The sequence below is a fragment of the Cryobacterium sp. Y82 genome (assembly GCF_002929495.1).
Lineage (GTDB): Bacteria > Actinomycetota > Actinomycetes > Actinomycetales > Microbacteriaceae > Cryobacterium > Cryobacterium serini.
This window is the reverse complement of sequence record NZ_PJJJ01000024.1, coordinates 69,871-83,345: the sequence shown is the minus strand read 5'-3', so window position 1 is coordinate 83,345 and position 13,475 is coordinate 69,871. Positions and strand designations below refer to the sequence as shown.

Below are 13,475 nucleotides of genomic sequence, written 5' to 3'. Positions count from 1 at the left end.
GCAAATAAGCGGATGCCCTACTAGCTCAGACGGTCACCCAGATCGACGCTGCCGCAGCCGTCGTCAGCTGCCGGCTCTGGCCATCCGCTAGAACGATGGTCAGCGCCGCCGCCAGCGTGAACTCGGTGCCCGGTCCGATCAGATCGGCAGCAAGTTCGCGCAGTACGGCCGGGTCGCGGTCGCTGATGCGCAACACGGTGCCCGTATGCCCGACCGTGACCTCCGCCAGCAGTACGGCCGGCGGTCGCAGCACGGTGCCATCGGCGGACGGAATCGGATCGCCGTGCGGATCGTGCGCCGGAAACCCGAGCCGCGCATTGATCGCCGCGAGCAACCGGTCCGAGATGGAATGCTCGAGAATCTCGGCCTCGTCATGCACCTGGTCCCAGTCGTAGCCCATCTCGCCGACCAGCCAGGTCTCGATCAGGCGATGCCGCCGCACGACGGCGGTCGCGCGCAGCCGGCCGGTATCCGTCAGCGCCAGCGGACCATAGGGAACGTGGGTAAGGAGCCCGCTTGCAGCGAGTTTCTTCACCATTTCCGTAACGGATGACGGCGCCACACCCAGCCGAACGGCGAGCGCTGAGGGTGTGATCAGGTCGGACTGCCACTCGGTGTGGGCATAGATGGTCTTGAGGTAGTCCTCGGCTGCGCCGGAAGTGTGCGTCATATCTATTTCAGGTTACCGTTCAGGCTCCGGTGAAAACGAGTACCAGCAGCACGACGTTCAGAGTGACCAGAGCGAGGGCGCAGGCAACCCCGGCGGCGGTCGTGAACCAGCGATTGGTGAAGGTGCCGAGGAGGCCGCGCTGCGCGGTGAGCCAGACCAGCGGAATCAGGGCAAACGGAATGCCAAAGGACAACACCACCTGGCTGAGCACGAGCGCCTGGGTCGGGTCGAACCCCACACCGAGAATGAACAGCGCCGGAATCAGCGTGACCAATCGGCGCAATATCAGAGGGATGCGCACGTGCAGCAGGCCGTGCATGATCTCGGCCCCGGCATAGGCGCCGACCGAAGTAGAGGCCAGACCCGAGGCGAGCAGTCCAATAGCGAACGTTGTCGCAATCGCCGGCCCGAGCGTGTCTTTGAGCGCCGCATACGCCCCCTGCAGGGTGTCGGTTCCGTCTACACCCTGCAAAGCGGATGCCGCGAGCAGCAGAATGGCCAGGTTCACCGTTCCGGCAATCACCATGGCAATCGTCACGTCCCATTTGGTAGCCCAGATCAACCGCCGGGTGGCGACGATTCCCTGCCATTCGGGAAATCTGTCCCGCGCCAGAGAAGAATGCGCGTAGATGGCGTGCGGCATGATGGTGGCGCCCAGGATGGACGCGGCGAGCAGCACCGAGTTGGAGCCCTCGAACCGCGGCACCAGTCCGGAGAGCACCCCGCCGGCCTCGGGCGGCGAGAAGAACACGCCAGCGGTGAAGCCCACGGTGATGATGAGCATGAGCGTGATGATGACGCGTTCGAAGACGCGCGGTCCGCGTCGTGTGTGCACCATGAGCACGATCATTGAAATGGTGCCGGTGATCACGCCGCCCCAGATCAGTGGCAGGTTGAATAGGAGGTTGAGGGCGACCGCGCCGCCGATGATCTCGGCGAGGTCGGTGGCCATGGCGACGAGTTCGGCCTGCACCCAGTACAGCCGACGGGCCGTCGGTCGTTTCATGCGCACGCCGAGAATCTCGGGCAGGCTCGCCCCGGTGACGATGCCGAGCTTGGCCGAGAGGTATTGGATGAGCCAGGCCATGACGTTGCCCGCTACGACGACCCACACCAGTAGGTAGCCGTAGCGGGCTCCGGCGGTCATGTTGCTCGCCACGTTTCCCGGGTCGAGGTAGGCGACTCCCGCAACCAGAGCCGGTCCGAGCAACCACAGTAAGCGGCTGGAGGCGACCGTGGTGGGAGCCTTGGAGAGCAGGCGATCGGGAGCGACTGCATCCGTTTTAGTCATGCCGAAACCATAGCCAGATTTTCGGTTAACCGAAAGCCCAAATGTGAGCGCTGGGCGCAGGTTACGGTTAAGTAGTGACCGAGCCAGCCGCCCCAACCTTCACCGCCGACAACCCCACCCCTGAGCGCTCGACCTACGGCGTCGGCCCGTGGCCGGGGGAGTGGCCGAGCGAGGAGCGCTACGACGCCGACCTGCTCGAGCACGGCGACACCCGCAATGTGATCGACCGCTACCGCTACTGGAACATGGCGGCCATCGTGGCTGACCTTGACGAGCACCGGCATCCGTTTCACGTGGCCATTGAAAACTGGCAGCACGACATGAACATCGGCTCCATCGTGCGCAGCGCCAACGCGTTCGGCGCCGACACCGTGCACATCATCGGCCGAAAGCGCTGGAACAAGCGCGGCGCCATGGTCACCGACCGTTACCAGCACGTTCTGCACCACACCGACGTCGCCGCTTTTGTGGACTGGTGCGAGAGCGGGGCACTGCCGATCATCGCCATCGATAATGTGCCCGGCAGCGTCATTATCGAGACCTTCACCTTTCCCGAACGCTGCGTACTCCTGTTCGGCCAGGAAGGCCCCGGACTGTCGGAGGAGGCTATCGCCGCCGCCGATTCCATCGTCGAAATCAGCCAGTTCGGGTCGACCCGGTCGATCAACGCCTCGGCCGCCGCGGCCGTCACCATGCATTCCTGGGTGGTTCAGCACCGGTTCTAACGTTTTCTGCATTCCGTGACGGTTTGGGGCTAGCGTGACGGTATGACTGCGATCACTGACGATCTTCCCGCCCGGCTCCTCCACGAAGAAAACGCCGGCTGGCAGGCAATCCTGGGCGGGCGGGGCGGCGCGTACTATCAGCGCGAAATGACCGACGATGCCCTGATGATCGTGCCCGGCGCTGTCATTACTCGCGACCAGGTCACCGCATACTTCGACCAGGCGGCTCCATGGGAGAGCTACGGCATTCACGAACCCGCCATCATCCGTCTCGGTGAGCATGCCGGTGTCGTCGTTTACAAGGCAATCGCTCGCCGGGGCGAGGTGGTCGCCGAGTTGAACATGTCGACGACCTACCTGTTCGTGAACGGTGGCTGGCGCGTCGCAGCCCGGCAGCAAAGCCCGGCCTAGCCTTTTCGGCCGACCGGGCCCGTCGCGGGGGTGGGGCTCCCCGGCCTTGCTAGGATTCAGTGTGACCGGCGACAATTTGATTTCAGAGCCCGAGACCCTTCTTCCCGCAGAACCGGAGGTGCTCGAGGCCCTACGCCGAACCGCGAGGAGCGAGATCGCCGCGGTGGCGCAGGTGCACCCGACCTCTCCGCTGGCCTGGGCTGAACTGGCCGACGCCACCCACCACGAGGGTCGCCTCCTAGAGTCGTACGCGTACGCCCGGGTCGGCTACCACCGCGGACTCGATGCCCTGCGCAAGGCCGGCTGGCGCGGCCACGGCCCCATTCCGTGGCGCCACGAACCCAATCGCGGCGTGCTGCGCGCCCTGTTCGCGTTGCGCCGGGGCGCCGAAGAGATCGGTGAGACCGACGAGGTCTCCCGCCTGACCGCTTTTCTGACGGATGCCGATGCGAGCGCCATCGACATCATCGCTAATTTGCACACCGGCAGCCCCGGCTTCGACCCGGCGCCGCCCACCGAAGCTTTTGTTATTCGAGGAGAAGACTAGATGCCCGCGATCGTACTCATCGGAGCCCAGTGGGGCGACGAGGGCAAGGGTAAGGCCACCGACCTGCTCGGCAGCCGGGTCGACTACGTCGTCAAGTTCAACGGCGGCAACAACGCCGGTCACACCGTCGTCGTCGGCGACGAGAAGTACGCGCTGCACCTGCTGCCGTCAGGCATCCTGAGCCCCGGAGTCACCCCGGTCATCGCCAACGGCGTCGTCGTCGACGTCGAGGTGTTGTTTGAAGAACTCGATGCGCTGGCCGAGCGCGGCGTCGATGTGTCGCGGCTCAAGGTCAGCCTCAACGCGCACGTCATCACCGCCTACCACCGCACCCTCGATAAGGTCACCGAGCGTTTTCTCGGCAAGCGCCAGATCGGCACCACCGGGCGCGGTATCGGCCCCGCGTACGCCGACAAGATCAACCGCGTCGGTATTCGTGTGCAGGACCTGTTCGACGAGAACATCCTGCGGCAGAAGGTAGAGGGAGCTCTCGACCAGAAGAATCACATGCTGGTCAAGGTCTACAACCGTCGCGCCATCGAGGTCGAGGAGATCGTCACCGAACTGCTCAGCTACGCTGAACGACTGCGCCCGATGGTCGCCGACACCGCCCTGCTTCTGCACCAGGCCTTGAACGCCGGCAAGACCGTATTGTTCGAGGGCGGCCAGGCCACCATGCTCGACGTCGACCACGGCACGTACCCCTTCGTCACGTCGTCGAACGCCACCTCGGGCGGCGCGGTCACCGGTTCGGGTATCGCTCCGAACCGCATCGACCGGGTCATCGCGGTCGTCAAGGCCTACACGACCCGGGTGGGCAGCGGCCCGTTCCCCACCGAACTGTTCGACGAGTCGGGCGAATACCTGCGCGCCAACGGCTTCGAGTTCGGCACCACCACCGGGCGCCCGCGCCGTTGTGGCTGGTACGACGCTCCGATCGCCCGCTATACCGCGCGCATCAACGGCGTCACCGACTTTGTGCTGACCAAGCTCGATGTGCTCACCGGCCTGGCCGAGATCCCGGTCTGCGTGGCTTACTCGGTTGATGGTGTGCGCGTCGACGAAGTGCCGGTCTCACAAAGCGACTTTCACCACGCCGTTCCAATCTACGAGAACTTCCCCGGTTGGACCGAGGACATCACCGGTGTGCGCACGTTTGACGCGCTGCCGCAGGCCGCGCAGAACTATGTGCTTGCACTCGAAAGCATGAGTGGATCGCGCATTTCGGCGATCGGCGTCGGCCCCGACCGTGAAGCCATCGTGGTGTGTCACGACCTGATCGACTAGAACTGAATCGTCAACCGGACTCGAAATGTGTCCAGTTGACGCAATAAGCGGAGAATTCCTCACTTTACCTGTCACACTGGGCGAGTGAGCGCCGTGAGACCCCATTCCCTGACCCTGACCGGTCGTTTTGTACAGCTTCAACCGCTCGGTAGTGCGGTGCTGCCCGACCTGGCGCGCGCTATCGCGCACCCCGAAGTGTTTGCGGCTGGCTTCGGTGGAGGCCCGGCAGCCCTGCACCGCGATGTTGACGGCTTCATCAAGTGGGCGCATGAGTACTTTCAATGGGAGGGGCTGCCCTATGTGGTGCGGCTGCTCGGCGGCCCGAACGACGGCGACGTCGTCGGCACGACCACCCTCGGCGACATCGACGTCGTCAACGAAGCCATCCACCTCGGCTGGACCGCCTACGACCCGCGCGTCTGGGGCACCGCCGTCAATGCCGAAACCAAACTGCTCGTGCTCGGTACCGCCTTCGACAACGGCTTCGGCCGGGCCAAAATTCAAGCGGATGCCATCAACGAGCGTTCCCGCGCCGCCATCCTCGGCATCGGCGCCACGTTCGAGGGCATCCTGCGCCGTGATCGTCCGCGCGCCGACGGCACCTGGCGTGACAGCGCCGTGTACTCGATCCTCGCCGATGAATGGCCGGCCGTGCGCGCCGGGCTCGAGGCTCGCCTCGACGCCTTCGAGGGCCGATTCGTGACCTATCGTGATCTGCGTCCCGCCGGGCCGAGCGGCACAATCGTGGGCGGTGGGCCACGCGGCGGCTTTGGTCGGGCCGCCGGAAATGTGCCGGATGTGCCGGATACGCCGGATGTGCCGGATACGCCGGATGTGCCGGGTGCGCCGGATGTCGAGCGCAGCGCCGGGGCCGACGCGTCTCAGTAGGGAGCGGCATCCGGTCCTGCCTGTCGGTTGGATTTTTTGAATTAGCCGCCAAGAGCATCCGCTGCCATTGTTCGGCGCATTGCAGACGTTGAGCTCCACCGAGCCCGTGCCTGGCAGCGGCCGCTATAGGCTCGGGGAGTGCCCTCAACGACTGCCGCCAGCAAAAGCCTGATCGTGCTGCAATTTCTCGGCATGGGAGCGATCTGGGGTTCGAGCTTTCTCTTCATGAAGGTCGCGCTCGATGGCGTCAGCTTCGGGCAGATCGCCTGGTCGCGACTCGTGCTCGGCGGGCTGACCCTCGGGCTGATCGTGCTCGTAACCCGTCCACGCATCGGGAGCGGGCCGGTGCTGCCTCGGGAGGGCGTGGTCTGGCTACACTTTCTGGTCATCGCGATCAGCGGATGCGTGATTCCGCACCTGCTCTTCGCCTGGGCCGAACAATACGTCTCCTCAAGCCTGGCGAGCATTTACAACGCGGTCACTCCGATCATGACGGCGTTGATGGCGACGCTCGCCTTTCGAGTGGAGAAACTCGTGCGCGCGCAGGTCGCGGGCGTCGTGCTCGGCATCGTCGGTGTTGTCGTGATCATCGGTCCGTGGCAGTATTCCTCGCTCACGGGCAATCTTTGGGGCCAGCTTGCCTGCCTGGGCGCGGCCGTCTGCTACGGCTTCACCTTCGGCTACACTCGGCGTTTTCTGAGTGGGCGGCCGATCGCGGCATCGACGTTCGCCTTTCTGAACATCGGTATCGCCGGTGTCATCATGCTGCTGCTGACGCCGGTGCTGGCCTGGAGCCCGGTGGCGCTGACCGTGCCGATCGTGCTGTGCCTGGTCGCGCTCGGTGCGCTCGGCACCGGTCTGGCCTACATCTGGAACATCAACGTGTTGCGCGCCTGGGGTCCGACCAATGCGTCCACGGTGACCTATGTGACGCCCGTGGTCGGCGTGGCGCTGGGGGTGCTCGTGCTCGCGGAAACATTCTCCTGGCACGAGCCGACCGGGGCGCTGTTGGTGCTGCTGGGCATACTCCTGACGCAGAAACGATTGCGGCTGCGGTCATTCGGGGCGCGCAGCCGGGCGGCGGCGGCATCCGCTTGACGGCGTGGGCATGCATTATCGTAAAAGTATGGCTGTACACGAGGAATTACCCGCCGACGCCGACGCGGCCGCGACCCTGCAACTGCACAGCATTCGGGAGAGCATCGACAACATTGACGCCGCGCTCATTCACCTGCTGGCCGAGCGGTTTAAATTCACCCAGCAGGTTGGGCGGCTCAAGGCTGCCCACGGACTGCCGGCCGCCGACCCGGCGCGTGAACTCATGCAGATCGACCGACTGCGCGGCCTCGCCGAGGATGCTCATCTCGACCCGGCCTTCGCCGAAAAGTTTCTCAACTTCATCATCGCCGAGGTGATCCACCATCACGTGCGAATCGCAGGCGGCGAGCCGGTGGAGCCGGGGCGCTCTGCCGGATCGGCGCCAGCATCGTCGCCGATTTCAGCGTCGTAGCCTGGTGAGCTGGAACCCGCGTTCGCTGCCCGACCAGTCCGGCAAGACCTTTGTCGTGACCGGCGCCAACGCCGGACTCGGTTACTTCACGAGCGAGCAACTCGCCGGCACGGGCGCCCACGTTGTGCTCGCCTGCCGCAACCTCGCCAAAGCGGACACCGCGGCGGCGGCCATCCGTACCCGCGTACCGGGGGCATCCGTTTCTGTGTTGCAACTCGACGTGGCCGACCTGCAGTCGGTGCGAGGCGCGAGCGAGACCTTGCGCGCGCTGCCGCGCCTCGATGGCCTGATCCTTAACGCCGGAATCGTGCATCCGTCCCGCGACCGTCAGGTCAGCCTCGACGGCAACGAGCTGATCTTCGCCACGAATTTTCTCGGGCACTTCGCGCTGACTGCGGGTTCGCTCATGGCGCTGCGCCGCACGCCCGGGAGTCGGGTGGTGTCGCTCGGGTCGCTGATCTCCCGGCTGATGGATTCCTCTCTCGACGACCTCCAGCTGGCCACCACCTACAACGGGTGGAGGGCCTACGCGCAGTCCAAGATCGCCATGCAGGTGTTCGGGTTCGAGCTCGACCGGCGCCTGCGGGCTAGTGGTGCCGGAATGGTGCAGTCACTGGTGGCGCATCCGGGATATTCCATTTCGGGGTTGACTCCTGGTATCCGTTCGGTGAACGATGTGTCACGCGGTAAACGGGTGAGCGACGGCCTGCAGCTGCTCGTCGGAGCGCAGGGCAAGGAACAGGGAGCCTGGTCGACCGTGCGCGCGGCCCTCGACCCGGATGTCCATGGCGGCGACTACTTCGGCCCGCGCCTGCTGACCCGCGGCGCTCCCACCCGCCAGCCGGCCACACGCACCTCTCGCGACCGCGCCGTGGCCGCCCGGCTCTGGGAGCGAGCCGAAACCCTGATCGGCGAACCGTTCCTCTAGGCCATTTCCAGGTGGTCGGCCGGCTCTCGGCGCATAACTCCTGCAATTGGCGCGCCAATGGTGACAGTGCCGCGTGTTTCCGGGACCTGGCTTGGCGCGCCGCGGAATTTGCAGGAGTTACGCGCCCTCGACGTCTCGAAAACCGGGGACGGGGACGTCAGGCGAAGGCGGCGGGGAGCGGGGATTGGTGACGATTGCGCATTTCCGTCAGCGGGGCGGCGAAGACGTCCTGCACCTCGAGGGCGTGCAGGGTGGCGTCGGTCACGCCGATGCGCAGCACCGGAATGTAGCGGCCGGCACACAGACCGAGAAATTTCACGTCGTCTTCGCGCGGCACGCTGACGATGACGCGACCGGCTGACTCTGAGAACAGGGCAGTGGATGCGTCCACCCCGTCCCGATCCAGAATGTCACCGAGCCAGACCCGCGCGCCCACTCCGAAGCGCATGACGGCTTCGGCGAGGGCCTGGGCGAGCCCACCCTCGCTGAGGTCGTGGGCGCTGTCGATGAGGGCTTCCTTCGACGCGGCGTGCAGCAGCCCGGCGAGGGCCTTCTCGCGGCCGAGATCCACGACCGGCGGACGACCACCGAGGTGGTTGTGCAAGACTCCGGCCCAGGCCGAGCCGTCGAGTTCGAGGCGGGTGTCGCCAAGCAGGTAGATGTTGTGCCCGTCGTCCTGCCAGCCGCTCGGGATGCGGCGGGCGACGTCGTCGATCACGCCGAGCACGGCCACGACCGGAGTGGGGTGAATCGGCTGGTCGCCGGTCTGGTTGTAGAACGAGACGTTGCCGCCGGTGACTGGAATCTCGAGCTCCAGGCATCCATCGGCGAGGGCCGTTACGGCCTCACGGAACTGCCACATGACCTCGGGGTTCTCGGGGGAGCCGAAGTTGAGGCAGTCGCTGACGCCCGCTGGCACCGCACCGGTCGCGGCAACGTTGCGATAGGCCTCGGCGAGGGCGAGCTGCGCGCCGCGGTACGGGTCGAGCTGGCAGTAGCGGCCGTTCGCGTCGGTGGCGATACTGAAGCCGAGTCCGCTCTCTTCGTCGACGCGAATCATTCCGCCGTCGTCGGGAAAAGCCAGAGCCGTGTTGCCCTGCACGTAGTGGTCGTACTGGTCGGTGATCCAGCTCGGGTCGGCGAGGTTGGGCGAACCGAGCAGGTCGAGGAACTGCTCTCGTAGGGTCTCGCCGTCGAGCGCGCGCGGCAGCACGGAGGCGGTGTCGGCCTGCAGGGCGTCGATCCAGGTCGGGTAGGCGAGCGGGCGTTCGTAAACCGGGCCGTCGACGGCGACGGTGCGTGGCAGTACGTTGACGATTTCTTCGCCGTGCCAGTTGATGATCAACCGGCCGGTATCGGTGACCTCGCCGAGCACGCTGGTCTCGACATCCCATTTCTTCGTGACGGCCAGAAAGCCCTCGAGCTTTTCGGGTGTGACGATGGCCATCATGCGTTCCTGGCTCTCGCTCATGAGAATCTCTTCGGCGGTCAGCGTTGGATCGCGCAGCAGCACCTTCTCGAGTTCGATGAACATGCCGCCGTCGCCGTTCGAGGCGAGCTCGCTGGTCGCGCACGAGATGCCCGCCGCCCCGAGGTCCTGGATTCCCTCGACGAGCTTGCCAGCGAACAGCTCTAGGCAGCACTCGATGAGCACCTTCTCGGCGAACGGGTCGCCGACCTGCACCGCGGGGCGCTTGGTGGGCCCGCCGGCGCTGAACGTGTCCGAGGCGAGAATGGATGCCCCGCCGATGCCGTCGCCGCCGGTGCGGGCTCCAAACAACACGACCTGGTTGCCGACGCCGCGGGCGTTGGCAAGGTGCAGGTCTTCGTGGCGCAGCACGCCAACCGAGAGAGCGTTGACGAGCGGGTTGCCCTGGTAGACCCGGTCGAACACGGTTTCGCCGCCGATGTTGGGCAGGCCGAGGCAGTTGCCGTAAAAGCTGATGCCCGAGACCACGCCGTGTACAACGCGGGCGGTATCGGGATCGTTGATGTCGCCGAAGCGCAGGGCATCCATTACGGCAACCGGGCGGGCGCCCATCGAGATGATGTCGCGCACAATGCCGCCCACGCCGGTCGCGGCGCCCTGGAACGGTTCGATGTACGAGGGGTGATTGTGCGATTCGATCTTGAACGTGACCGCCCAGCCCTCGCCGACGTCGAGCACGCCCGCGTTTTCGCCCATGCCGACCATGAGGTTCTTCTTCATGGCGGGGGTGACCTTCTCGCCGAACTGGCGCAGGTACATCTTCGAGCTTTTATAGGAGCAGTGCTCGCTCCACATGACCGAGTACATGGCCAGCTCGCCCGACGTTGGGCGGCGGCCCAGAATTTCGCGGATCTTTGCGTACTCGTCGGCTTTGAGCCCGAGTGCCCCGTAGGGCTGCTCCTTTTCGGGCGTCGCAATAGCGTTGGAAACGGTGTCGGCGACGCCGCGGGAAGAGGTTTTAGAAACAGCGGTCACGTGTGGAATTCTCCCCGAGATAGCGGATGCTTGACCCGGCAAGTCTACCGGTCGCCCCGACCCCGCCCGCAGGCAGTGAACTTGGGCCCCCTTGCCGCCCTCTGTTGGCTGGTCAGCCGACAATCAGGAGGGCGACAGCACTGTCGCTTGTCCATAGAGCCAGTACCCTTATCCAGGGTAGAGGTACTTCTCCGGGGCGTTCCAGTCCGTACTCTTGGTACATGGCAGCCAGCGTCCGCTTCGCCCGATCGAGAGACCTCGACGCTTTCGAGAAAATTGAAAACGACGCTGATCGGCTTTTGATCAACAAACTCAAGCCGGATGACTGGGCTGCCGCACCCACGGGCGCTAATCGTGCATCGGAGCCCGGCTTCATCCTCGTCGTCGAGCTCCACGACGGTCACGTAGCCGGCTTTGTCCACGTTCTAGAGGTCGACGGCATCTGCCACTTGGAGCAGCTGTCCGTAGCACCGGGGGATGGGCGAAAGGGCTGGGGTCGAGCGCTCGTCGAGGCCGCCAAAATTCAAGCGCGGAAGCGCGGCTACCACCGCATCTCGCTTCGCACCTACGCGGACATTCCCTGGAACGCCCCGTTCTACGCGAGCGCCGGTTTTGTGGAGGAAGAACCAGCAACGCAATTTCACCGTTCCCTTGTCGGCATCGAGAACGAACTTGGGCTTGACCGATATGGGCGCCGGGTGCAGATGGTTGCCCACCTTGAGGCGCCAGGTCCGTAAGACGTTCCCTGACGGGCAGTGCTCAAGGAGTCCTACAGTCTGCCAAAATAGGCCCGTGACTGACTGGGAAGAACGAATCAGAATATTTTAGACTGACGCCAGTGGCGCCGACCAGGAGCTCACTTTCGGCTCTATGCAGGCTCTGGTCGCAGAGCGACGTGACGATGATCCGGCCGCCATCTTCGAGTGGGCGTCGGTGCATGACTTTCTTGGACGGGAAGCGGAAGCGATTCCGCTTTACCGCCGTGCACTGGAACTTGGTCTCGATCCTGTCCGTAACTCTCAGGCTCAAATGCAGCTGGCCAGCTCACTTCGCAACGTCGGTGAGACCACCGAAGCGGTCAAGATTCTCGAAGGCATGGAACCGGACGCAACTGTCGGCGAAGCTTTTCTTGCTTTAGCGCTCTTCGACGCTGGGCGGCCCGGCGATGCTTTACGAGTCGCCCTCAAGGCTTCGGCAAAGTCCCTGCCCGTCTATCGCGGTGCGATCAACCACTACGCCGACGCGATCGTCGACTCCCACCAGCCGCCTGCGATGGACAGAAGGTTTAACCGTCCCAGTGAGGGTTCGAGCTGCGGACACATGTGACCGTGACGGGTGCGCTGTCCGAAAAGGGCAATGTATGAGGGGAGCATGGTGGTGCAAGAGCTCTACATGATTTGCGCATTTTGCGCTCGTTATTGCCAGCCCGCCTGTGACGGTGGCTTGATTTTGCAAACATGCACCGGGCGCGCGTGTCGAGGTGCTGATGCGCGGGCGACCGGGGCAAGAACTCCACCTGCGCATCAGCAACACGCTATTACTGGGCCGCGTCGATCCTTCATCCGGTGGCCTCGGACTGATCGGCCTGACCGAACGGGTGAACATGGTCAGCGGCACCCTGACGAACCTTGTCGCCGATGAACGGTTCATTCTCGATGCGACACTGCCCTGGGAGATGCCCTCGTGATCCGTTTGGCGATCGTGGACGACGACGCGTTGGTGCGCACCGGGTTACGGCTCATTCTCGGTGGTGAAACTGATATCCAGATCGTCGCCGAAGCAGCCAACGGCGTGGAGGCAGAAAAACTTGCCGGTGACGTCGACGTGATGCTGATGGACATCCGCATGCCGGTACAAGACGGAGTGACGACGACGGAGAAGCTCATGGCGCACCCCACAGCGCCAGCCATCATCGTGCTGACAACTTTCGAAGCGGACGACCTCGTCCTTCGTGCTCTGGGGGCCGGCGCCGCCGGCTTTCTGTTGAAAGACACGTCGCCCGCGCGCCTGATCGGCGCAATCCATGCCGTCGCAGCCGGTGAACCCATGCTCTCACCAACGATTACACGCCGGTTGATCGCCGCAGCCACCAGCACCGCTGCAACAGCCTTGCTGAACTCCGCAGCGTTAGCCTCGCTCGCCACGCTCACCGACCGAGAACGCGACGTCGCTATCCAAATTGCACGCGGACTTCCCAACGCAGAAATAGCCACTCGTCTGTTCGTGAGCGTCGCGACCGTAAAAGCAACGATCACACACATTTTTCAGAAAATCGACACCACTAACCGAGTGCAGCTGGCGATGATGGTGCGCAACGCCGGACTGCTCTGATCCCCAACCGGCGCCTGCCTTTATAGCGGAGAATCTTTTCGTTGTAGTCCCGGTCTGTGGGCACTAGGTTATGACGCATGGAGCGACTTCAGCCGCGTGCGACCGTGGCAGTACCGGTTTTCGCCCTCGCGCTGGCAGTTGGCGCTGCGGCTTCCTTCGGCATAGGCGACGCCGTCGGTATCCTCAGCGGGGCCGCGGAAGGTGTGTCCGTGCTCACATGGCTGATGGGTTGGGTGCTTCTCACCTGGGCCGTAGTCATCGGCGGAAGCTACAGTATTCTGCTCGGCGTGCGGTCGCTTTCTCGGCGCCCGATATCCGTTGTGCAAGTTGCGCTGATCGCCTGCGCTTTCGCACTCATCGCGGTCGTGCTGGCGACCTATCCACTCTGGGGAACCGGTTCGGGCGTCGGCAGCTAACCGAGGG

At 64.5% G+C, this 13,475-nt stretch carries 16 protein-coding genes; 13 read left to right on the top strand and 3 right to left on the bottom strand.

All coding sequences use genetic code 11. The annotated features are described in order from the left end of the window. Nucleotides 1-25: 25 nt before the first annotated feature. Nucleotides 26-670 carry a metal-dependent transcriptional regulator gene (locus CXY70_RS03290; RefSeq protein WP_104190958.1) on the bottom strand — a complete coding sequence of 215 codons (645 nt, stop codon included), beginning with the start codon at nt 668-670 and terminating at the stop codon, nt 26-28. A gap of 19 nt (nt 671-689) precedes the next feature. After that, entirely contained in the window at nt 690-1,961 is a 1,272-nt protein-coding gene (locus CXY70_RS03285; protein WP_104190957.1) for an Nramp family divalent metal transporter, read from the bottom strand. Nucleotides 1,962-2,035: 74 nt separating this feature from the next. On the opposite strand from CXY70_RS03285, the gene CXY70_RS03280 reads away from it, so the two are divergent. The 8 genes from CXY70_RS03280 to CXY70_RS03245 all read left to right on the top strand — a co-directional run bounded on the left by CXY70_RS03280 (nt 2,036) and on the right by CXY70_RS03245 (nt 8,257). Further along, nucleotides 2,036-2,686, top strand: a complete 651-nt coding sequence (locus CXY70_RS03280; RefSeq protein ID WP_104190956.1) for a TrmH family RNA methyltransferase — start codon at nt 2,036-2,038, stop codon at nt 2,684-2,686. A 42-nt stretch (nt 2,687-2,728) separates the two neighbouring features. Next, on the top strand, nt 2,729-3,097 hold the full coding sequence (locus CXY70_RS03275) for a nuclear transport factor 2 family protein (protein WP_104190955.1): 369 nt from the start codon (nt 2,729-2,731) through the stop codon (nt 3,095-3,097). A 61-nt stretch (nt 3,098-3,158) separates the two neighbouring features. Then, nucleotides 3,159-3,644: a DUF3151 domain-containing protein gene (locus tag CXY70_RS03270; RefSeq protein WP_104190954.1), complete on the top strand. Its 486-nt coding sequence runs from the start codon at nt 3,159-3,161 to the stop codon at nt 3,642-3,644. Continuing rightward, on the top strand, nt 3,645-4,931 hold the full coding sequence (locus tag CXY70_RS03265; protein ID WP_104190953.1) for an adenylosuccinate synthase: 1,287 nt from the start codon (nt 3,645-3,647) through the stop codon (nt 4,929-4,931). Nucleotides 4,932-5,015: 84 nt separating this feature from the next. Continuing rightward, nucleotides 5,016-5,819, top strand: coding sequence for a GNAT family N-acetyltransferase (locus CXY70_RS03260; protein ID WP_199183360.1), 804 nt, complete (start codon nt 5,016-5,018; stop codon nt 5,817-5,819). A gap of 138 nt (nt 5,820-5,957) precedes the next feature. Then, a complete protein-coding gene (locus CXY70_RS03255) occupies nt 5,958-6,917 on the top strand; it encodes a DMT family transporter (protein ID WP_369851597.1) in 960 nt (319 codons plus the stop codon). Between the two features lie 28 nt (nt 6,918-6,945). Further along, complete coding sequence (locus CXY70_RS03250) at nt 6,946-7,329, top strand: chorismate mutase (RefSeq protein ID WP_104190952.1); 384 nt, start codon at nt 6,946-6,948, stop codon at nt 7,327-7,329. Nucleotides 7,330-7,333: 4 nt separating this feature from the next. After that, nucleotides 7,334-8,257, top strand: a complete 924-nt coding sequence (locus CXY70_RS03245) for an SDR family NAD(P)-dependent oxidoreductase (RefSeq protein ID WP_104190951.1) — start codon at nt 7,334-7,336, stop codon at nt 8,255-8,257. 157 nt (nt 8,258-8,414) lie between these two features. On the opposite strand, the gene purL is transcribed toward CXY70_RS03245, so the two are convergent. After that, nucleotides 8,415-10,721, bottom strand: a complete 2,307-nt coding sequence (gene purL / locus CXY70_RS03240) for a phosphoribosylformylglycinamidine synthase subunit PurL (RefSeq protein WP_104190950.1) — start codon at nt 10,719-10,721, stop codon at nt 8,415-8,417. 221 nt (nt 10,722-10,942) lie between these two features. Between purL and CXY70_RS03235 the strand changes: the two genes are divergently transcribed. The 5 genes from CXY70_RS03235 (at nt 10,943) to CXY70_RS03215 (ending at nt 13,468) form a co-directional block, all read left to right on the top strand. Beyond that, nucleotides 10,943-11,458: a GNAT family N-acetyltransferase gene (locus tag CXY70_RS03235; protein ID WP_104190949.1), complete on the top strand. Its 516-nt coding sequence runs from the start codon at nt 10,943-10,945 to the stop codon at nt 11,456-11,458. A 133-nt stretch (nt 11,459-11,591) separates the two neighbouring features. Continuing rightward, complete coding sequence (locus CXY70_RS03230; protein ID WP_104190948.1) at nt 11,592-12,047, top strand: tetratricopeptide repeat protein; 456 nt, start codon at nt 11,592-11,594, stop codon at nt 12,045-12,047. 160 nt (nt 12,048-12,207) lie between these two features. Continuing rightward, on the top strand, nt 12,208-12,408 hold the full coding sequence (locus CXY70_RS03225) for a hypothetical protein (protein WP_104190947.1): 201 nt from the start codon (nt 12,208-12,210) through the stop codon (nt 12,406-12,408). Continuing rightward, a complete protein-coding gene (locus CXY70_RS03220) occupies nt 12,405-13,052 on the top strand; it encodes a response regulator transcription factor (RefSeq protein WP_104190946.1) in 648 nt (215 codons plus the stop codon). Before CXY70_RS03225 ends, CXY70_RS03220 begins: the two co-directional genes overlap by 4 nt. 77 nt (nt 13,053-13,129) lie before the next feature. Continuing rightward, a complete protein-coding gene (locus tag CXY70_RS03215) occupies nt 13,130-13,468 on the top strand; it encodes a hypothetical protein (RefSeq protein ID WP_104190945.1) in 339 nt (112 codons plus the stop codon). The last annotated feature ends 7 nt before the right edge of the window (nt 13,469-13,475 follow it).